We start from the raw sequence: 19,885 nt of genomic DNA, 5'->3' as shown, positions 1-19,885 counted from the left end.
ATTTTATTACGCTCGAAAAACACAAAGTTCGCAAAGCTATGTCGCGCAGCTTTGCGAACTTTGCACTTCTATAAAATTCCACCTTAAAAGAATCTTTGCTCCCGATAGCTGTCGGGATTGCGGTAAAATTCAGTGTATTAATTTTTTGACCACAAAATCAGATTTGCAATAAAATCCATCTTACTTATTTTTTTGAGTAAATCGCACTGATATATCTAAAACTTAAAAAATTATTCATAGTTTAGCGACCAAATCAATCAAATTGAAGCTTTTTTATACTTATATAGTTTTTTTTATCTTTATCTGTGAAGCACTGTTTTCACAAAATATTGATCGCTTAAAATTGCAATATCAAAAGACTTCTGATCCAGATAAAAAAGCGCATTTACTTCTTAAAACCGGGCATATATTAGAAAAACAGAACTTGGATTCTGCTCTATTTTATTATAAAAAGGTACTCCCTTTTGAAAAAAAAATAACTGATACCCTTTTAGCCAAAGTATATTCAAGCATAGGAAATGTCAACCTGTTGAAAGGCAATATTGACGTTTGTCTGGAATATCAACTAAAAGCTTTGAAATTATTCGAACGTTATCCACCACAACAAGATATTGTAGGCGTTTACAACAGTATAGCACTTGTATATTTTTATCAAACTGATTTTGATAAAGCGCTTGTAAAATACAATCAGCTTAGAGCTTTGCTCAATAAGAATATTGTAAAAAATCCAAAGAAAGCACATTATATTCAAGGGAAATTACTCAACAATATTGGTATTATTTACGACAATAAACATCAGGAAGACCTTGCTCTTGAATATTTTGGTCAGGCTTCAACGCATAGCAAAAAGGCAAAAGACAACGAAAATCTATCTTCGGTTTATTCGAATATGGGAATTATCTACCTCAAAAGTAAACGCTACGATCTTGCCGAAGCTATTTTTATAGAAGCTCTTAATCTTCGGAAAAAAGAGAACGACATTTTCGGCTTATGTAAATCAAATTATCATTTAGGAAGGCTTTATAAGGCAAAAAATCAATTTGATAAAGCACAGGAATATCTGTTAATAGGTCTTAAATATGCTAAGCAAGCCAACTCCTCGTCTACCAGAGCATCTATTATGGAAGAACTTAGCCTTGTAATGGCAGGAAAAGGAAATTATAGAAATGCTTACGATTATCATGTTGCCTACAAAACTTTGAGTGATAGTCTTTTTAATAAAGAAAACCAACAAAAAATTACTCAGGCCGAAATGCAGTATAAATTTGATAAAGAAAATCAAGCTGCAAAAATAGCCCTAGATCAAAAAGAACTTGTTTACACTATTATCGCAATTGTATTGATTCTCGTAATCATTATTGTGGTTATTATGTATCGTCTTCAGGAAACAAAAGCTAAAATTCAGCAATTGGCAAAAGAAAGTGCACAATTGAGCAATAAAGAACTTTCTTCAAGAGAAGATATTTTGAAAAGGGAATTAGAATTTAAAAATAAAGAGCTTACAACAAATATCATGTATCTCTTGAAAAAGAACGAATTCAATACCGAAATTTCGAATCGCCTGATGGAGCTGAAAAAACAAATGAAGAAAACCGATCAGGATGTTATTCAAAAAATAATTCTGGACATTAAAAGTGCTCAGGACGATGATATCTGGAAAGAATTTGAAGTCAGATTTAGTCAGGTTTATAATGACTTTTATGAGCGTTTAAACATTAAATATCCTGATCTTACGCTCAATGAAAAAAGAATTTGTGCCTTTTTAAGATTAAATATGACAACCAAAGAAATTTGCGCACTTACGCGTCAATCTTATAATAGTCTGAATGTCGCAAGAGCAAGGTTAAGGAAGAAACTTAATATCCAAAATGAGGAAATTAATCTGGTTACTTTTTTAGAAAATATATAATCTAATAATCAAATAAAAAAAATCCCAAATTCCAATTGTTAAGTTGGGATTTGGGATTTTATATATTGTGAATTTATTTATCGAGACTTTAGTCTAAAATAAAACTAACACTTACGTTTGCAGTAACTTCGATTTCACCAATTGCTAAAGTTTCATTTGAAGCTCCGGCTGAATCCGACTCCATAGATTTCATAGAAGCATACATTGGTTGTGGGCGATAAACCTGCGTATTATCAGAAATTGTATAAGCTTTACCAACTTTTTGTCCTAAAACTGAAACGTAATCTTCTGCTTTCGATTTAGCGTCTTTTATTGCCAATTTTCTAGCTTCTGTTTCAAGTTGAACTAATTTAGAAGTTTCAAAAGAAACTCTGTCGATACGATTGATTCCTTGTTGAACCAAACCTTCCATTAATTCGTCGTATTTAGACAAATCTTTCAAAACAATCTCTACAGTTTGAGTAGCATTATAACTTGTTTTCTTTTTCTCATAATCATATTGAGGATTAAGAGCTACTTGTTTTGTTTTGTAATCTGCTGTAGGAACATTCATTTTTTTAATGAATTTTAAAACAGCATCCATTTTCTCGTCATTTTGCTTTTTGACATCTTTAGCATTATTCCCTTTTGTTTCAACAGTTGCTGAAATACAAACCTGATCAGGTGCTACTTTTACTTTTCCTTCTCCATTTACATTTATCTGAGGAATTTGTTTGGTTTCTTGAGCGTAAGACATAGTCATAAACATGATTGTTAAAAATAATACTACTTTCTTCATTTTTGTTATATTTAAGTTATTTGATAATGACTTTTCAAAAGTTGTGCCATTATTATAGTTTTCCCAATTTTGCCATTACAAAAAGTATAAAAATAGGTATTGCTAACAGCACAACCATTAATGTATGATCCGCAAATAATGAAGGTTCTTTTATCAAAGTTATCAAATAACCTCCTATAGCACCTCCAAAGTGTGCTGTATGTCCAATGTTGTCATTTTTAGCACGCATTCCATAAATTGAATACAATAAATATAAAATTCCGAATAAATATGCCGGAATCGGAATGACAAAGAAAATTCCTAACATCATATCCGGCTGAAGCAATATCGCAGAATACAAAACTCCCGTAACTGCTCCCGAAGCTCCAACGGCACGATAACTATAATCATTTTTATGAAAAAGCATCGTAAGCAAACTCCCAAAGATTAAACTTCCAAAATAAACCAAAACAAAAGAAATAGTTCCCAACCATTGTATTACAACCGGCGCAAAGAACCAAAGTGTTAGCATGTTAAAAATTAAATGCATCATATCAACATGCAAAAAACCAGACGAAAGCATTCTGATTTGTTCTCCGGAACGAATACTTCCAACATGAAACTCGTATTTTCTAAAAAAAGAAAGATCATTAAAACCTTTGTAACTAATCAAAGCATTAGCTACTATAATTCCAACTAAAATGGTATTCATAAAAAACATTTAATGTGAATTGTAAATATAGTCATTCTTAAACATATGTTAGCGTCAAAGCAAAATATCAATGGTTATTCATTTTTGATTTATATTTGTAAAAAAAAATACATGCAATTTCTCGTTTATATACTAGCCTATCCTCTTCTTTGGCTAATCTCTATTCTTCCTTTTCGAATATTTTATTGCTTCTCTGATGTCGTCTATTTTCTTATTTACAGAATCGTAGGTTACCGCAAGAAAGTGGTTCGTGCAAATCTGGCACTTACTTTGCCACATCTAAGTGATGCTGAACGAAAAGACATCGAAAAAAAATTCTATAAACATATGTGCGATATGTTTCTGGAAATGATCAAAACCATGAGTATTTCACCTGAAGAAATGGACAGAAGATTTAAAGTCACTAATCTTGATCTTGTAAATGAATATGCAAAAAAAGGTAAGAGTGTAATTCTCGTAGCGTCGCACTATGCCAGCTATGAATGGCTTTTGACGATTAATCCAAAAATTGATTTTCGTGGAATTGCCGTATATAAAAAAGTAGCCAATCCATACTTTGATAAATTGGTTCGAAAAATTCGTTCCAGATTTGATACAGAATTAGTCGAAACAAGAAAAGCGATTCCAACAATGGCTCAAAATCAACGTGACGGAATTTTAAGCATGTACGGTTTAGCAAGTGATCAATCACCAAAACTTGATAGAATTTTTCACTCTATGAAATTTATGGGAGTTGAAGTTCCTGTACATACCGGAGCCGAAATGCTGGCTAAAAAATACGATCTGAGCGTTGTTTTTGTAAAAGTAAAAAAAGTACGTCGTGGTTATTATGAAGCTACAATCATTCCAATTGCAGACAATCCAAAAGAGTACGAGAATTTCGAAATCACGGAAAAATATCTAAGAGAAGTTGAAAAACAAATTTACGAAGCTCCTGAATATTATTTATGGACGCACAAAAGATGGAAACATAAAGTTGAATAATCATCTTAATAATGAAAAAAGGTCAAAAAAAGTAACATTCTTTTTTTGACCTTTTTCTTTTTAAAAAGCATTAAACCATTGAAACATACTATTTGATATACTAAAACTGATTTTGATGTGTTTTTGTAATATTTTTTCCTAATCGAGGGAAAATCAAAAATTACACAAACGACATAAATTTGGAGTTAGAAAAATTATTCCTCCAAACCCAAATCAAAATCAATAATTATGATTAAAAACCTACTTTTTACCTTTATAATAATATCGATTTCAAATGTCTGTTCTGCTCAAAGTCCAAAACGCGGAATTGCTTACAATAATAATTCAACATCAGATTTATTAGCCTTAAAACCCGGAGTTTCGTGGTGGTACAACTGGGGTTCTTTACCTGAAAATGATACTAACACAAATTATGAATCTATTGGCGTTGAATATGTTCCAATGACTTGGAATCCTGTAAGTGATGCTGATCTGCAGAATTTTATTAATAAAATAAAACCCGGCGCTAAATATTTGCTTGCCTTTAATGAACCAAATTTTAATGATGGAGCAAGATTAACGCCTCAGGAAGCTGTAAATGCTTGGGCAAATGTTGAAAAAATCGCTGCTGCAAAAAACCTAGAGATTGTAAGTGCTTCACCAGCTTACAACGGCCCTGAAAGTTATGGCAATATATCGGATCCGGTTGCGTGGCACGATCAGTTTTTTGCTATCTGTCCAAAATGCAAAGTCGACTATATTGCTTTTCACACTTATGATAGTTCAGCCGGAGCAGTTATTGGTGTTACGGGACTTCTTAAAAAATACAATAAACCAGTTTGGGTAACTGAATTTGCGAATAGAGTTATTCAGACTTCTGCCGAAAAAATTGCGTTTATGAAGGAAATCGTAACCAGTTTTGAAAACGATCCTGACATTTACAGATATTCTTGGTTCACAGGAAGAGTTCCTGCAACTTGGACAGATATGCTCGAAGGACAATTATTAGCTCCTGAAAGAGGCGTTTTGAAACCTATTGGTACTGAATATATAAATGTTTCTTATACCGATAAAAAAATAAATGTTCCCGGAAGAATTATTGCCAACAAACACTATCGCAGAAGTGGTACAGGATTGCAAAACACAACGGATTCAGGAACGGGTCAAAATGTATGTTTTATAAATGAAGGCGACTGGAACGAATACCAACTAAATGTAGCCAATGCCGGAACTTACAATCTGACTTTTAGAGTAGCTTCACCAACAATTACCGGTAAATTTGATATTCTTATAAATGATGTTGTCGTAAAAACAGGCGAAACTTTTCCTGCTACTGGCGGATATCAAACTTATACAGATAAAACCGTAAACGGAATTACTTTACCAAAAGGACAAGTTTATTTGAAGATTAAATTCAAATCAAATGATATGAATTTTAATTACATTGATGTTGCTCAGGCAAATTTAGGTCTTAACGATCCAACTTTCGAAAAAGATACTTTTACCATTTATCCAAATCCAGTAAAAAATCAATCCATACTTCATATAAAATCTGTGGATACAGAACCATTGACAATAAAAATTGTCGACATGAAAGGAACCCTTTGTTTCTCTTCGGATTCTTATTATACTAATGAAGATATTAAAATTGGAGATAAACTTTCTACAGGAATTTATATTGTAACGGTAACTTATGGTACAGTAAAAAAAACATTGAAAATCATCAAAGACTAAAACTCTGATTTTGTAAATCAAATGTTAAAATGTGCCATTAGACACTAAATATTGGTAGAGATTATTAGGTTCAAAATTCGTTGGCGTGCCGTAGGTACGCAACAAAACGCTATTCATTGCGTACCTACGGCACGCTAAACTTATCTCAATTTATATTTTTCTACCAATATTTAGTGCCTAACGGCACAAATTGAAAGCTTTTAAACCTTTATTGCTGTTAAATTTTTAAGTTCATTTTATAAAAAAACACCTCTTTCAAAATTAATGAAAGAGGTGTTTTTTTATGATGAATTGTCAAGAATTAAATTCCTGCAATTGCTTTTATCTCGTCAATAATTCGAAGAGCCAGAACATCAGCTTTTTCCTGAGAAGGAGCTTCAGTATAGATTCTGATAATTGGTTCTGTGTTTGATTTTCTTAAATGTACCCATTCTGTAGCAAAATCAATTTTCACACCATCAATTGTCGTGATATCTTCGTTTTTATATTTTTCAGTCATAGCAACCAAAATTGCATCAACATCAATTTGCGGTGTCAATTCAATTTTGTTTTTGCTCATATAATATTCAGGATATGAAGCTCTCAATGCCGAAACTGACATTTTTTTATTCGCTAAATGCGTCAAAAATAAAGCTACACCAACCAAACTATCACGTCCATAATGAGATTCCGGATAGATAATTCCACCGTTACCTTCACCACCAATAATAGCGTTGTTTTTTTTCATTAATTCCACAACATTCACCTCACCTACTGCGCTGGCTTCATATTTTCCGCCGTGAGCAACTGTTACATCACGCAAAGCACGAGACGATGACATATTCGAAACTGTATTTCCTGGAGTTTTACTCAAAACATAATCGGCGCAAGCTACTAAAGTATACTCTTCACCAAACATTTCCCCGTCTTCGCTGATAAAAGCCAAACGATCAACATCAGGATCAACAACAACTCCAAGATGCGCTTTTTCTTTAACCACCAATTCAGAAATATCAGTTAAATGTTCCTTTAAAGGTTCTGGATTATGAGGAAAATGTCCGTTTGGTTCGCAATATAATTTTACAACTTCAACTCCCATCAATTCTAATAATCTTGGAATAATAATTCCACCTGAAGAATTTACACCATCAACAACCACTTTAAATTTTGCTGCTTTTACAGCTTCAACATCTACTAATGGCAAGTTTAAAACTTCATCAATATGAATGTCCATATAAGCGTCATTGATTGTAATTTCGCCTAAATTATCTACATCAGAAAAATCAAAAGCTTCTGCTTCTGCAATTTCTAAAATTTTAGCTCCTTCTGCACCACTTAAAAATTCACCTTTTTCATTCAGTAATTTCAAAGCATTCCATTGTTTTGGATTGTGAGATGCTGTTAAAATAATTCCACCATCAGCTTTTTCTAATGGCACAGCAACTTCTACAGTTGGTGTAGTAGAAAGTCCAAGATCAATTACATTAATTCCTAAACCTATTAAAGTATTTACAACAAGATTGTGAATCATTGGTCCAGAAATTCTGGCATCACGACCAATTACAACCGTTAATTTTTCTTTTGAAGTATTGTTTTTCAGAAAAGTACCATATGCCGATGCAAATTTTACAGCATCAACAGGAGTCAGGTTATCTCCAACTTTTCCACCGATTGTTCCTCGTATACCTGAAATTGATTTTATTAAAGTCATTTTTGTGAGTTATGGTTATCAATTACAAATATAGAAAAGTTACTAAGGTTCTGAGATACTAAGCTACTAAGAATTAAAAAAAAGTTGCTATCCCGAAATTTCGGGACTGAGATACTAAGTTTCTAAGATATTAAACACGTAAATTAGAAACTTTACATTATTCATATAAATACTAAATATGACGTTTTTGTTTTGTGCCGTTAGGTACTAAATATGGGTAGAAAATATGAATTAAAATAAATTTAAGCGTACGGTAGGTACACAATAAAACACAAGCCATTTCGTACCTACGGCACGTTAGCCAATTTCGAACTAATGACTACCAATATTTAGTACCTAACGGCACATTCTCACTCTTGATTCATATCATTCACTAAAATGATGTGAAAAAGTTTTCATACTTTTACTAAAATAAACTAGTCTAAAAAACTTAGAAACTTAGCACCTCAGAACCTTAGCACCTCAAAAAAAATGAATTTCCTAGCCCATATATATCTTTCAGGTGATAATGATTTAATTAAAATTGGCAATTTTATGGCCGATGGAATTCGCGGAAAACAATTTGAACATTTTCCTGAGGATGTCCAAAAAGGAATTATTTTACACCGTTTTATAGACACATATACAGATTCTCATGATATTTTTAGGCAAAGTACAAAGCGCTTACACGAAAAATATCATCATTATGCCGGCGTAATCGTAGATATTGTTTACGATCATTTTTTGGCGAAAAACTGGGCGAAATATTCTGATGAAAAACTGGATCTTTTCATTAATCGGTTTTATAAATCATTACATGAAAATTATCCTATCCTAACCGAAAGAACACAAAACTTAATGCCAACGATGATTAGAGAAAACTGGCTTTGGAGTTATCAGACGACTGACGGAATTCAGCATATTTTGACGCAAATGGATCGAAGGTCAAAAAATCAATCAAAAATGCAATTTGCTACTCAGGAACTCAAAGATTTTTATGCAGAATTTGAATCCGAATTTGATCTTTTCTTTCAAGATATGCAGGCTCAAGCCAAACAAAAAAGACTTTCATTATAAAATCTAAAGGATTCTATAAAATTACATAACAATGCTTTTTATGAAAAAAATCACCTTATTATTCAGCTTTATTTCTTTTTATTGTTCTGCTCAGGAAACTGTAAAACCAACAGGTTTAGTAGTAACAAAAGCTATGGTTGTTTCGGCACGTCAGGAAGCTTCAAAAATTGGAGCTGATATTATGAAAAAAGGCGGAAATGCTTTTGATGCAATGGTTGGTACCGAATTGGCTTTGGCAGTTGCTTTTCCGTATGCAGGAAATATTGGCGGCGGCGGATTTATGGTTTATCGAAAAGCAAATGGCGAAGTTGGATCTTTGGATTATCGAGAAAAAGCTCCATTAGCAGCAACAAAAGATATGTTTTTGGATAAAGACGGAAATGTAATCAAAGGAAAAAGCACCGAAACCGCTTTGGCAATTGGTGTTCCCGGAACAGTAGCCGGAGTTTTTGCCGTTCATAAAAGATTAGGTTCATTACCAATGTCCGAAATTTTAAAACCCGTTATCGCTCTTGCCGAAAGAGGTGTAATTGTTACTATAAAACAGCAAAAACAATTAGAAGCTTATCACGATGCGATTGTCAAAGCAAATGGTCCAAATACGCTTATGGCAGGAAAGTTCAAAGAGAATGATACGATCAAATATCCAGCTTTAGCAAATACTTTGAAACGTATTTTAAAAAATGGAAAAGATGAATTCTACAAAGGTAAAACTGCCAAAATTCTAGTAGAATATCTTCAAACAAGAGGCGGAATTATTACGCTTAAAGATTTAGCTACATATGAAGCAAAATGGAGAAAACCGTTACAATTTAATTATAAAGATTTAAAAATCACCTCAATGTCTCCTCCAAGCAGCGGAGGAATCTGTCTGGCGCAAATCATGAAAATGATCGCTCCATATGATTTATCAAAAATGGGACACAATTCTGAAGAATCTATTCAGGTAATTGTTGAAGCTGAAAGAAGAGCTTATGCAGACAGAAGTCAATTCTTAGGCGATCCTGATTTTGTAAAAATCCCAATTAATGCTTTGTTGTCCGATGCTTATTTAAAAGACAGAATGTCAAGTTTTGATGTTAATAAGGCAAGTTTATCATCAGATATAAAAGAAGGAAAAGTAACGTATAATGAAAGTACCGAAACTACACATTATTCGATTGTAGATGCACAAGGAAATGCTGTTGCGGCAACTACGACAATAAATGACGGTTTTGGATCTAAATATTATTGTGATGAATTAGGTTTCTTTTTAAACAACGAAATGGACGATTTTAGTGCTAAACCGGGATCTCCAAATATGTTTGGTTTAGTAGGAAATGAAGCCAATAGTATTGCTCCGAAAAAAAGAATGCTGAGCTCAATGACACCAACTATTGTCGAGAAAAACGGAAACTTGTTTATGGTTGTTGGTTCTCCAGGAGGTTCGACTATTATTACAACTGTTTTGCAAGCGATTCTAAATGTTTATGAATATAATTTGAGCATGCAGGAAGCTGTAAATGCGCCACGTTTTCACCATCAATGGCTACCGGATCTAATTACTTTTGAACCAAATGCATTTGACACAACAACGATAGATAAACTAAAAGCAAAAGGATATTTAATCAACGAAAAAACAACTCCCGTAATTGGAAAATTGGATTGTATTTTGGTTTTACCAAACAAAAATCTTGAAGGTGGTGCTGATTTCCGCGGAGACGATACAGCGGTTGGTTTTTAATTTAGTTTCCAATTTTCATTTATATTAAAACATTATGAACTAAATTTGTGGTTTCCCTAACTCTTTACAAACAGAATGCTAAAAAAATATTTTAGAAAACTAGAAAGCATTATCGCTTTAGGACAGTCGTTGATGACACCAAAGCAATTTATTTTTTTATCAAGTGTTTTAATTGGTATTTCTTGTTCTTTGGCAGTAATCGTTCTAAAAACTTTTGCCCATAGTGTTTTCTCTTTTGCGACATATATCAACGGAATCTTAAAATTAAGTTTCATCAACAGTATCTTGCCAATTATTGGTATTGTACTAACCGTTTTTGTGGTAAAAAGAGTTTTAAACGGAAGTATAGAAAAGGGAACTTCTCAAATTTTATATGCTGTTGCTAAAAAAGCAAGTATTATCCCGAAGAAACAAATGTACGCGCAAATTGTTACTTCTTCGCTTACGGTTGGTTTAGGAGGTTCTGCAGGTTTAGAAAGTCCTATTGTTATCACTGGAGCAGCTTTTGGATCAAATTTCGCTCAAAATTATAAACTACCTTATAAAGACAGAACTTTATTGATTGGTTGTGGCGTTGCAGCAGGAATTTCGGCAGCATTTAACGCTCCAATTGCAGGAGTTTTGTTTGCAATAGAAGTTTTATTGGTAGACGTAAGTATTTCGGCCTTTACCCCTATTATGATTTCTGCGGCTACAGGTGCTTTAGTTTCTGCAATTGTTCTGGATGAAACTATCTTATTGTCTTTCAAAAAACAACAAGCTTTTAATTATCATAATATTCCTTTTTATGTTCTCTTAGGAATTTTGACAGGTTTTATTGCTGTTTATTATGCCCGAAATTTTCAAAGAGTCGAGCATTATTTTTCTAATCTAAAAGTTGGTCCTTATAAAAAAGCCTTAATTGGATCTTCGTTATTGGCTCTGCTTATTTTTATCTTTCCAACGCTTTTTGGAGAGGGTTACGAAAGTATCAAAACCTTATCAGAAACTGATCCTGGACATTTATTAGACAATACCTTATTTGCTGATTTTAGAAATAATCAATGGGTTTTACTTTTGTTTGTAGGATGTACAATGATGGTAAAAGTATTTGCTTCAGGATTAACATTAGGAAGTGGAGGAAACGGAGGAAACTTTGCTCCTTCTCTATTTCTAGGTTCCTATTTAGGTTATTTCTTTTCAAAATTCATCAGCCTTATTGGTTTATCTAAATTGCCAATTAGTAACTTTACAATGGTTGGAATGGCTGGTATTCTAAGCGGATTATTTCACGCGCCTTTAACTGCTATCTTCTTAATTGCCGAAATTACTGGCGGTTATAGTCTGATGATTCCGCTTATGATAGTTTCTTCAATAAGTTTTGCAATTTCTAAACGTTTCGAGAAATATTCTCTGGATGTAAAAGGTCTTGCGAAAAAAGGACACGCATTTACCAGCAATAAAGATTCAAACATTTTATCTACTTTAGATATTGATACTATAATTCAATGCGATTATTTAACCGTTCATCCCGAAGAAAACTTAAGCAAACTGGTTGATTTAATTTCACATTCAAATCAAGTCGTATTTGCCGTTGTAAACAACGAAAAAGAATTAGTTGGTATCGTTCATTTTAATGATATTCGCGAAATCATTTTCAATAGTTATCGTGTAAAATATACCTTGATCAAAGATGTAATGAAAACTCCTGCAGCTACTATTTCCTCTTTTGACTCAATGGAAATTGTAATGAGCAAGTTCGAAAAATCTAAAACAGCCTTTCTTCCGGTTATCCGAAATGATAAATATTATGGATTCATATCCAAATCTATAGCACTTGAAGCCTATAGAACTAAGTTGCGTTCTATGACAATAGAATAAGCTTAATATCGGATAAGTTAAAAATTTTAGTTATCCGATATTAAGAAGTACCTTTGTAGGAATATGTGGAACATTGACCTAACATACAGAGAAGAATTTCAATCGACTTTTGACAGATTGTACCAAAAAAGGCTTGATTTGCAAAATAGCAGACCATTGCCCAATATCGCCTTGCACAAAATACGCGAGAGCTTATCCCTTGAATGGACTTACAATTCTAATAGTATTGAAGGAAATACTATGAGTTTACGAGAAACTCAGATGGTGATTCAGGAAGGTATTACTATAAAAGGAAAATCACTCAGAGAACATTTTGAAACTCACAATCACGATAAAGCAATTGATTATTTATATTCAATTGTTGATGATACTTACAACCTTCGAAGCATTGATATTCTATCGATTCACGGATTGGTTTTACGATCTATTGAAGATGATTTTGCAGGACGTTTACGAAACGGTGGAGTTCGAATTTCAGGCGCTAATTTCATGCCTCCAAATGCCAATAAAGTTTCAGATTACTTAGATGAATTAATTGATTTTATCAATACAAATCCTCTAGGTCTGAATGATATTGAATTGGCGACAATCTATCATCATAAACTAGTTTGGATTCATCCCTTCTTTGATGGAAACGGTCGTACAGTTCGTTTGAGTATGAATTTATTATTGATGCGTTGCGGTTTTCCACCTGCAATTATTCTCAAAAATGATCGAAAAAAATATTACGAAGCGCTTAATCAGGCTAATGGTGGTAATTATCAGAAACTAACGCTTTTGATGTGTCAGGCTTTAGAACGTACACTTAATATATATCTAAGTTCAATGCCGGGAAGCACTTATGACTATCAACCTATACAAAATATTGTAAGCGAACCAGAAACTCCTTACGGTCAAGAATACGTTAGTTTACTAGCCAGAACCGGAAAAATAGACGCTTACAAAGAAGGCCGAAACTGGTATACAACCAAAGAAGCCATCGAAGAATATATGGCAACCAGAAAAAGAAAACGTTAATTAACCAAAACCAATCCTAAAATGAAAAAGAATTTATTTCTTCTCCTTTTTTCACTAAGTTTTATCTGTAATGCTCAAACAAAAGATAAAATTGACACTACAAAATTATTCAAAGAATTAACTGATCAGGCTTGCTCTTGTATTGATTCAATATCAACTTATAACCGTCCCAAAGATTCTATAACGGCTAATATCAGTTCTTGCATTGATGATAAAGTTGGTGCTTATCAAATAACGCAACAATTTGCAAATGTGGATTTATCAAATCCAACAGGCGAAAAAAAAGAAATTAACGTTACTGTAAATCTGAACAAAAACTCTAAAGAATATAAAGACATTTATTATCAAATGGAAACCTATTTGATGGCTAATTGTTCTGCTGTAAAAGATAAAGTTGCAGCTAACAATCTGGTAAATAACAATTCAATGTCTTCAAACCAAAAAGCACTGGATTTGTACAACTTAGCGATAGATGAAACCAAAAAAGAAAATTATAAAGGAGCTATAGAATATTATAAAAAGGCTGTCAAAATTGATCCAAAATTTGCATTTGCATATGATAATATGGGAATTTGCTACAGACGTTTGGAGCAATATGATTTAGCACTTGAGTCTTATGAAAAGTCATTAAAAATAGATCCAAATGGGTTAATGCCCTTACAAAATATTGCAGTAGTTTACTCTTATAAAAAGGAATATCAAAAAGCGGTAACAACTTATGAGAAGATAGCCAAAATAGATCCAAACAATCCAGAAGTTTTTTACGGAATTGGACAATTGTACGCACTTCATTTAAATGATACCGAAAAAGGACTTGATAATATGTGTAAAGCTTACAAATTGTATGTTGAACAAAAATCACCTTATAGAACTGATGCCGAGAAATTAATTCAGATGATTTATGCAGAGATGAAAAAGAACGGGAAAGAGGAAAAGTTTAATGAAATTTTGAAAGCAAATAATCTTAATTCAAACTAGAAATTTGTTACTATTTGTAACATAAAGTTTTGCTATCGAGCACAAAAAGAACAAATCAAAGTGGTAACTTTGCGTTTTGCTCAAAATTATGTTAGAAAAAGACAATACTATTGAAGTTCTTGGTGCAAGAGTTCATAATCTAAAAAATATCGATATTTCTATTCCGCGTGAAAAACTGGTTGTAATTACCGGTTTATCAGGTTCGGGAAAATCCTCTTTGGCATTTGATACCATTTATGCCGAAGGACAACGTCGTTATGTGGAAACATTCTCGGCTTATGCCAGGCAGTTTCTTGGCGGATTAGAGCGTCCGGATGTAGATAAAATCGACGGACTTTCTCCCGTAATCGCAATTGAACAAAAAACGACTAGTAAAAGTCCGCGTTCTACTGTTGGAACTATTACTGAAATATATGATTTCCTGAGACTATTATACGCTCGTGGTGCTGACGCTTACAGTTACAATACTGGCGAGAAAATGGTTTCTTATTCTGATGAGCAGATTAAAGATTTGATCATGCAGGATTTTAATGGAAAACGCATTAATATTCTTGCTCCGATTATTAGAGCAAGAAAAGGTCATTATGCCGAATTATTCCAACAAATTACTAAACAAGGTTTCTTAAAAGTTCGTGTTAATGGTGAAGTTCAGGATTTGGTTTCCGGTATGAAATTAGACCGTTATAAAACCCACGATATCGAAATTGTTGTTGACAGAATGCAAATCGAAAATACAGAAGACAATCAAAAAAGATTGGCCGAAAGTATTAATACAGCAATGCATCACGGCGAAAATGTATTGATGATTTTAGATCAGGATACAAATGAAGTACGTTATTTCAGTAGAAATTTAATGTGTCCAACAACCGGAATTTCGTATCAGAATCCAGAACCAAACTTATTTTCGTTCAACTCACCAAAAGGAGCTTGTCCGCATTGTAATGGATTGGGAACAGTTCATGAAATCAATGTCAAAAAAATTATTCCGAATCCTAAATTATCGATAAAAGCAGGAGGTTTTGCGCCGCTTGGTGAATATAAATCATCTTGGATATTTAAGCAATTAGAAGTTATCGGAGAAAAATACGGCTTCAAGCTTACAGATGCAATTGAGAAGATTCCTGAAGAAGCCATGAATATGATTTTGCATGGTGGAAAAGAAAAATTCACCGTAAACTCAAAAGATTTAGGCGTAACACGCGATTATAAGATTGATTTTGAAGGAATTTCACATTTTATCAAAAATCAATATGACGAAAGCGCCTCAACAACTATAAAACGTTGGGCAAAAGATTTCATGGACGAAATAAATTGCCCGGTTTGCGAAGGTTCACGTCTTAAAAAAGAAGCGCAGTTTTTTAGAGTAAATGGAAAAAATATCACCGAATTGTGTGATATGGATATTTCAGATTTAACCGCCTGGTTTCAGGATTTAAATTCTCATTTAACAGATAAACAACTTTTGATTGCTTCAGAAGTGGTAAAAGAAATAAAAGATCGTTTAAATTTCCTGATGAATGTTGGTTTGAATTATTTGGCTTTAAGCCGAAGTTCAAAATCACTTTCAGGCGGTGAAGCGCAACGTATTCGATTAGCAACACAAATTGGTTCTCAATTAGTTGGTGTTTTATATATTTTGGATGAGCCAAGTATTGGTTTACACCAAAGAGACAATGAAAAACTGATTAAATCTTTGGAACAATTACGTGATATTGGAAATTCGGTTATTGTTGTAGAACACGACAAAGACATGATCGAAACAGCAGATTATGTAATTGATATTGGTCCGAAAGCAGGAAAATATGGTGGCGAAATCATTAGCATTGGAACTCCAGCGGAAACTTTAAAGTCAAATACGATTACTGCTCAATATTTGAACGGTACAATGAAATTGGAGATTCCGAAAGAGCGAAGAAAAGGAAACGGAAAATTCTTGAAATTGACCGGAGCAACAGGAAACAACTTAAAAAATGTTTCTATCGAATTGCCTTTAGGACAATTGATTTGTGTAACGGGAGTTTCAGGAAGTGGAAAATCGACTTTGATCAACGAAACACTCTACCCTATTTTGAATGCTTATTATTTTAATGGCGTAAAAAAACCACAACCTTATAAAAAGATTGAAGGTCTCGAACATATTGACAAAGTAATTGATATTGACCAAAGTCCGATTGGGAGAACTCCACGTTCAAATCCAGCGACTTATACAGAGGTTTTTACAGAAATCAGAAACTTGTTTACCATGACTTCTGAAAGTATGATTCGTGGTTATAAAGCAGGACGTTTTAGTTTTAATGTAAAAGGCGGACGTTGCGAAACCTGCGAAGGTTCTGGTGTTAGAACGATCGAAATGAACTTTTTACCAGACGTTTATGTAGAATGCGAAACATGTCAGGGAAAACGTTTTAATAGAGAAACATTAGAGATTCGATATAAAGGAAAATCAATTTCGGATGTATTGAATATGACGGTTGATGAAGCTGTTCCATTCTTTGAAATGATTCCTAAGATTTATAGAAAAGTAAAAACAATTCAGGATGTTGGTTTAGGATATATCACACTTGGCCAGCAAAGCACAACACTTTCTGGTGGTGAAGCACAACGTATAAAATTAGCCGGAGAATTGTCTAAAAAAGACACCGGAAACACGTTTTACATTCTGGATGAACCTACAACGGGACTGCATTTTGAAGACATTCGTGTTTTAATGGATGTTATCAATAAATTAGTCGATAAAGGAAATACAATCCTTGTCATCGAACATAATATGGACGTAATTAAACTTGCCGATTATATCATAGATATTGGTCCTGAAGGAGGAAAAGGCGGAGGACAATTGATCGCCAAAGGAACTCCGGAAGAAGTAGCAAAAAGTAAAAAAAGCTATACGGCTAAGTTCTTGAAAAAGGAATTGGAGAATTAAAATCATGATATCTTTGTCAAAGTTTAAAAACTTTGACAAAGATTTGAAGCGTATAAAAATGAAGAAATAAAAAACAGATTTATTAATGACCGATAAATTAACGTTTCCACTTGTAATTCATCCAAATCCAACAAAATTAGAACGGTATTTAAGCTTGTCTTTAATTGCTTTTATCTTTATCCCTTTTTCTTATGGTGTTTTCACTGCACAAGGATTCTATTGCTTAAGTCTACCGTTTGGTTTTTTAGGAATGTTGACATTTAATCATTTTACAGATTATAAATTCACAACCTTAAAAATAATTCAAAAAAATAAATTCATATGTTTTAGTGAGAATGAAGTAGAAATTTGGGAAGACGAAGAATCTCTTTTATACAATTGGAATGACTTAGAAAATATCCAAATAAACATAATCGCATTTAAAGGTAAATGGAAAGATGAAGATGGTAAATATCAAGGAATTGAAAATTATATATCATTCACTTTTCAAGACGTAACTCATAAACATCTTTTTTACATTGATGCTCCTAAAGAATTCAATTTTTTATGGGATTATTTTGAAAAAATCATTTTACCAAAATTATATCTCTCTAAGAGAATTAAAGATGAAAATATAATTATACGATTATTGGATTATACAGAATTACAAAAATTTAAAATAAAACATAACATAAATAGATACACTGATTTTATATATTTCAACTAAGAAATAAGAATATTCGAAAAACATAAAGTGACTAATTATCCTATTCAAAAATAATACAATTCATTACATACTCCAATCTATTGATAATGAATAAGAACACAAGAATGATCCTATTTTAAACGTTACATTTAAATTAATAAATCTCCATTTCTGTAACAATTCTCGAAAAAAGCACTAATTTAGTACGCCCTTTTTATCAAAGCGTTTGATTTTGGCAAGACTAAGATAAAAATCTATGAATCTAAAAGAGAAGTTAACTGGTGTAGACCAATATTTTTCGCCTAAAATAATTGATGAAGTAAACGATCAATATATTAAAGTAGCGAAAATAAAAGGTCAGGAAGTTCCGTGGCATAATCACGAGAATGAAGACGAATTATTTTACATTATAGATGGTGAACTTTTAATGGAAATTGAAAACGAACCCTCTTTCATGATGAGAAAAGGTGATTTGTTTGTTGTAAAAAAAGGCATCAATCACAGGGTTTCATCGATTGAGGAATGTTCTATAATGCTAATTGAATCGAAAACTACTGAACATACCGGAAAGGTCAAAAGCAACATTACTAAATCAATTGAAGAACAAACGTATTAATTAAAGGAGATTTTTTCCTTTTATAAAACAATGTTTCAATTGAAAACTGATGCCCTAGCCCTGATGGAAACGGCATCTCCCGATTTAGAAAAACAAAGCTTTTTAGCTGTAGTTTTTGTTTATCGGGAATATAGTGGACAGCAGGAAATAGCTCCTTCCTCTTCGACTACGCTCAGGATAACAATTTAAAACGACACAGCTAGAAATAAAAATATAAATAATTAAAATACCTAAAATGAGATTAGAAGATTTTGATAATGATGAGGACAAAGTAATTCAGGATCGTTTGAAACAAAAAACGTGGAATGAAATTAGAACAAATGACAGCTGGGCGATTTTTAAAATCATGGCCGAATTTGTAAACGGTTATGAAAGCATGGGACGTATTGGTCCTTGTGTATCGATTTTTGGATCGGCGCGAACAAAACCAGATGATAAGTATTATTTATTGGCGGAGAAAATTGCATTCAAAATCAGTAAAGCTGGTTACGGTGTGATCACAGGAGGTGGTCCCGGAATCATGGAAGCTGGAAATAAAGGTGCGCATTTAGGAGGCGGAACTTCGGTTGGTTTGAATATCGAATTACCTTTTGAGCAGCATTTTAACCCGTATATTGACCACGATAAAAACCTGAATTTCGATTATTTCTTTGTGAGAAAAGTTATGTTCGTTAAATATTCGCAAGGTTTTGTGGTTATGCCAGGTGGTTTTGGAACTCTTGACGAAATGTTTGAAGCGATTACTTTGATTCAGACTAAGAAAATTGGAAAATTCCCAATTATTTTAGTTGGTGTTGAATTTTGGTCTGGATTGATTGACTGGGTAAAAACTGTTTTGGTTGAAAAAATGCAAACTGTAAGCCCGGAAGATTTAAACTTATTTAAAATCGTAGACACTGAAGATGAAGTAGTTGATGTATTAGATAAATTCTACAAGAAATACGACTTAAGTCCGAATTTCTAAAAATATTTTAGACATATAAATGATGTAAACCAATTTAAATTCACGTTATGCTATGCTTAAAATAACATGAACTTACGTCACTCATATGTTTAATTACATTAAATCTTACAAAAAAGTAAAGCTGTTTTTTAAAACAGCTTTTTTTATGCTATTTTTACATAAAACCAAAACAATTATACGCTCGTAAATTAAGTTATATTCATTAATATCTGAACTATCCTTGAAATCAATTTGTAGAATTATTTTATTTGTTTTAGTTTTATTCAGTTCGGTAAAACAGTACGCACAACATCAGTCT

15 protein-coding genes are annotated in these 19,885 nt (G+C 32.7%); 12 read left to right on the top strand and 3 right to left on the bottom strand.

Going from position 1 to position 19,885, the window contains the following annotated elements; translation table 11 throughout:
* The first annotated feature begins 343 nt into the window (after positions 1-343).
* On the top strand, positions 344-1,909 hold the full coding sequence (locus C8C83_RS18095; protein WP_132011832.1) for a tetratricopeptide repeat protein: 1,566 nt from the start codon (positions 344-346) through the stop codon (positions 1,907-1,909).
* Positions 1,910-1,997: 88 nt separating this feature from the next.
* Here C8C83_RS18095 and C8C83_RS18090 read toward each other — a convergent pair whose 3' ends face one another.
* Both C8C83_RS18090 and C8C83_RS18085 read right to left on the bottom strand, forming a co-directional pair.
* A complete protein-coding gene (locus C8C83_RS18090) occupies positions 1,998-2,687 on the bottom strand; it encodes an SIMPL domain-containing protein (protein WP_121329778.1) in 690 nt (229 codons plus the stop codon).
* A 52-nt stretch (positions 2,688-2,739) separates the two neighbouring features.
* A complete protein-coding gene (locus C8C83_RS18085) occupies positions 2,740-3,378 on the bottom strand; it encodes a rhomboid family intramembrane serine protease (protein WP_099708571.1) in 639 nt (212 codons plus the stop codon).
* Between the two features lie 111 nt (positions 3,379-3,489).
* Here C8C83_RS18085 and C8C83_RS18080 point away from each other — a divergent pair, with 111 nt between their 5' ends.
* Both C8C83_RS18080 and C8C83_RS18075 read left to right on the top strand, forming a co-directional pair.
* Entirely contained in the window at positions 3,490-4,362 is an 873-nt protein-coding gene (locus C8C83_RS18080; protein ID WP_121330090.1) for a lysophospholipid acyltransferase family protein, read from the top strand.
* 228 nt (positions 4,363-4,590) lie between these two features.
* Complete coding sequence (locus C8C83_RS18075; RefSeq protein WP_121329777.1) at positions 4,591-6,075, top strand: glycosyl hydrolase; 1,485 nt, start codon at positions 4,591-4,593, stop codon at positions 6,073-6,075.
* 301 nt (positions 6,076-6,376) lie between these two features.
* On the opposite strand, the gene glmM is transcribed toward C8C83_RS18075, so the two are convergent.
* Positions 6,377-7,765, bottom strand: coding sequence for a phosphoglucosamine mutase (glmM, locus tag C8C83_RS18070; protein WP_099708573.1), 1,389 nt, complete (start codon positions 7,763-7,765; stop codon positions 6,377-6,379).
* A 471-nt stretch (positions 7,766-8,236) separates the two neighbouring features.
* Here glmM and C8C83_RS18065 point away from each other — a divergent pair, with 471 nt between their 5' ends.
* From C8C83_RS18065 to C8C83_RS18025, 9 genes are all read left to right on the top strand, one after another.
* Positions 8,237-8,821 (top strand): ACP phosphodiesterase, encoded by a 585-nt coding sequence (locus C8C83_RS18065; RefSeq protein WP_121329776.1) that lies wholly within the window; start codon positions 8,237-8,239, stop codon positions 8,819-8,821.
* Positions 8,822-8,861: 40 nt separating this feature from the next.
* A complete protein-coding gene (gene ggt, locus C8C83_RS18060) occupies positions 8,862-10,544 on the top strand; it encodes a gamma-glutamyltransferase (protein ID WP_121329775.1) in 1,683 nt (560 codons plus the stop codon).
* 75 nt (positions 10,545-10,619) lie between these two features.
* Positions 10,620-12,404 carry a chloride channel protein gene (locus tag C8C83_RS18055; protein ID WP_121329774.1) on the top strand — a complete coding sequence of 595 codons (1,785 nt, stop codon included), beginning with the start codon at positions 10,620-10,622 and terminating at the stop codon, positions 12,402-12,404.
* A gap of 63 nt (positions 12,405-12,467) precedes the next feature.
* Complete coding sequence (locus C8C83_RS18050; RefSeq protein WP_121329773.1) at positions 12,468-13,421, top strand: Fic family protein; 954 nt, start codon at positions 12,468-12,470, stop codon at positions 13,419-13,421.
* A 21-nt stretch (positions 13,422-13,442) separates the two neighbouring features.
* Positions 13,443-14,399, top strand: a complete 957-nt coding sequence (locus tag C8C83_RS18045; RefSeq protein ID WP_121329772.1) for a tetratricopeptide repeat protein — start codon at positions 13,443-13,445, stop codon at positions 14,397-14,399.
* A gap of 88 nt (positions 14,400-14,487) precedes the next feature.
* Positions 14,488-17,322 carry an excinuclease ABC subunit UvrA gene (gene uvrA / locus C8C83_RS18040; RefSeq protein WP_121329771.1) on the top strand — a complete coding sequence of 945 codons (2,835 nt, stop codon included), beginning with the start codon at positions 14,488-14,490 and terminating at the stop codon, positions 17,320-17,322.
* An 85-nt stretch (positions 17,323-17,407) separates the two neighbouring features.
* Positions 17,408-18,028 carry a hypothetical protein gene (locus C8C83_RS18035; RefSeq protein WP_121329770.1) on the top strand — a complete coding sequence of 207 codons (621 nt, stop codon included), beginning with the start codon at positions 17,408-17,410 and terminating at the stop codon, positions 18,026-18,028.
* Positions 18,029-18,263: 235 nt separating this feature from the next.
* Positions 18,264-18,623, top strand: a complete 360-nt coding sequence (locus C8C83_RS18030) for a cupin domain-containing protein (RefSeq protein ID WP_121329769.1) — start codon at positions 18,264-18,266, stop codon at positions 18,621-18,623.
* 235 nt (positions 18,624-18,858) lie between these two features.
* The gene (locus tag C8C83_RS18025; protein WP_116751253.1) at positions 18,859-19,587 is read left to right on the top strand and encodes a TIGR00730 family Rossman fold protein; all 729 of its coding nucleotides are present in this window, start codon (positions 18,859-18,861) and stop codon (positions 19,585-19,587) included.
* Positions 19,588-19,885: the final 298 nt, after the last annotated feature.

Source organism: Flavobacterium sp. 90 (genome assembly GCF_004339525.1).
GTDB lineage: Bacteria > Bacteroidota > Bacteroidia > Flavobacteriales > Flavobacteriaceae > Flavobacterium.
The sequence above is the reverse complement of the archived record's forward strand: the minus strand, read 5'-3'. Positions and strand labels throughout refer to the sequence as shown.

Excerpts from the sequence above, each read along its gene's own strand:
- C8C83_RS18090 (WP_121329778.1), bottom strand. The coding sequence starts at position 2,687 with ATGAAGAAAGTAGTATTATTTTTAACAATCATGTTTATGACTATGTCT.
- C8C83_RS18085 (WP_099708571.1), bottom strand. The coding sequence starts at position 3,378 with ATGAATACCATTTTAGTTGGAATTATAGTAGCTAATGCTTTGATTAGT.
- C8C83_RS18080 (WP_121330090.1), top strand. The coding sequence starts at position 3,490 with ATGCAATTTCTCGTTTATATACTAGCCTATCCTCTTCTTTGGCTAATC.
- C8C83_RS18075 (WP_121329777.1), top strand. The coding sequence starts at position 4,591 with ATGATTAAAAACCTACTTTTTACCTTTATAATAATATCGATTTCAAAT.
- glmM (WP_099708573.1), bottom strand. The coding sequence starts at position 7,765 with ATGACTTTAATAAAATCAATTTCAGGTATACGAGGAACAATCGGTGGA.
- C8C83_RS18065 (WP_121329776.1), top strand. The coding sequence starts at position 8,237 with ATGAATTTCCTAGCCCATATATATCTTTCAGGTGATAATGATTTAATT.
- ggt (WP_121329775.1), top strand. The coding sequence starts at position 8,862 with ATGAAAAAAATCACCTTATTATTCAGCTTTATTTCTTTTTATTGTTCT.
- C8C83_RS18055 (WP_121329774.1), top strand. The coding sequence starts at position 10,620 with ATGCTAAAAAAATATTTTAGAAAACTAGAAAGCATTATCGCTTTAGGA.
- C8C83_RS18050 (WP_121329773.1), top strand. The coding sequence starts at position 12,468 with ATGTGGAACATTGACCTAACATACAGAGAAGAATTTCAATCGACTTTT.
- C8C83_RS18045 (WP_121329772.1), top strand. The coding sequence starts at position 13,443 with ATGAAAAAGAATTTATTTCTTCTCCTTTTTTCACTAAGTTTTATCTGT.
- uvrA (WP_121329771.1), top strand. The coding sequence starts at position 14,488 with ATGTTAGAAAAAGACAATACTATTGAAGTTCTTGGTGCAAGAGTTCAT.
- C8C83_RS18035 (WP_121329770.1), top strand. The coding sequence starts at position 17,408 with ATGACCGATAAATTAACGTTTCCACTTGTAATTCATCCAAATCCAACA.
- C8C83_RS18030 (WP_121329769.1), top strand. The coding sequence starts at position 18,264 with ATGAATCTAAAAGAGAAGTTAACTGGTGTAGACCAATATTTTTCGCCT.
- C8C83_RS18025 (WP_116751253.1), top strand. The coding sequence starts at position 18,859 with ATGAGATTAGAAGATTTTGATAATGATGAGGACAAAGTAATTCAGGAT.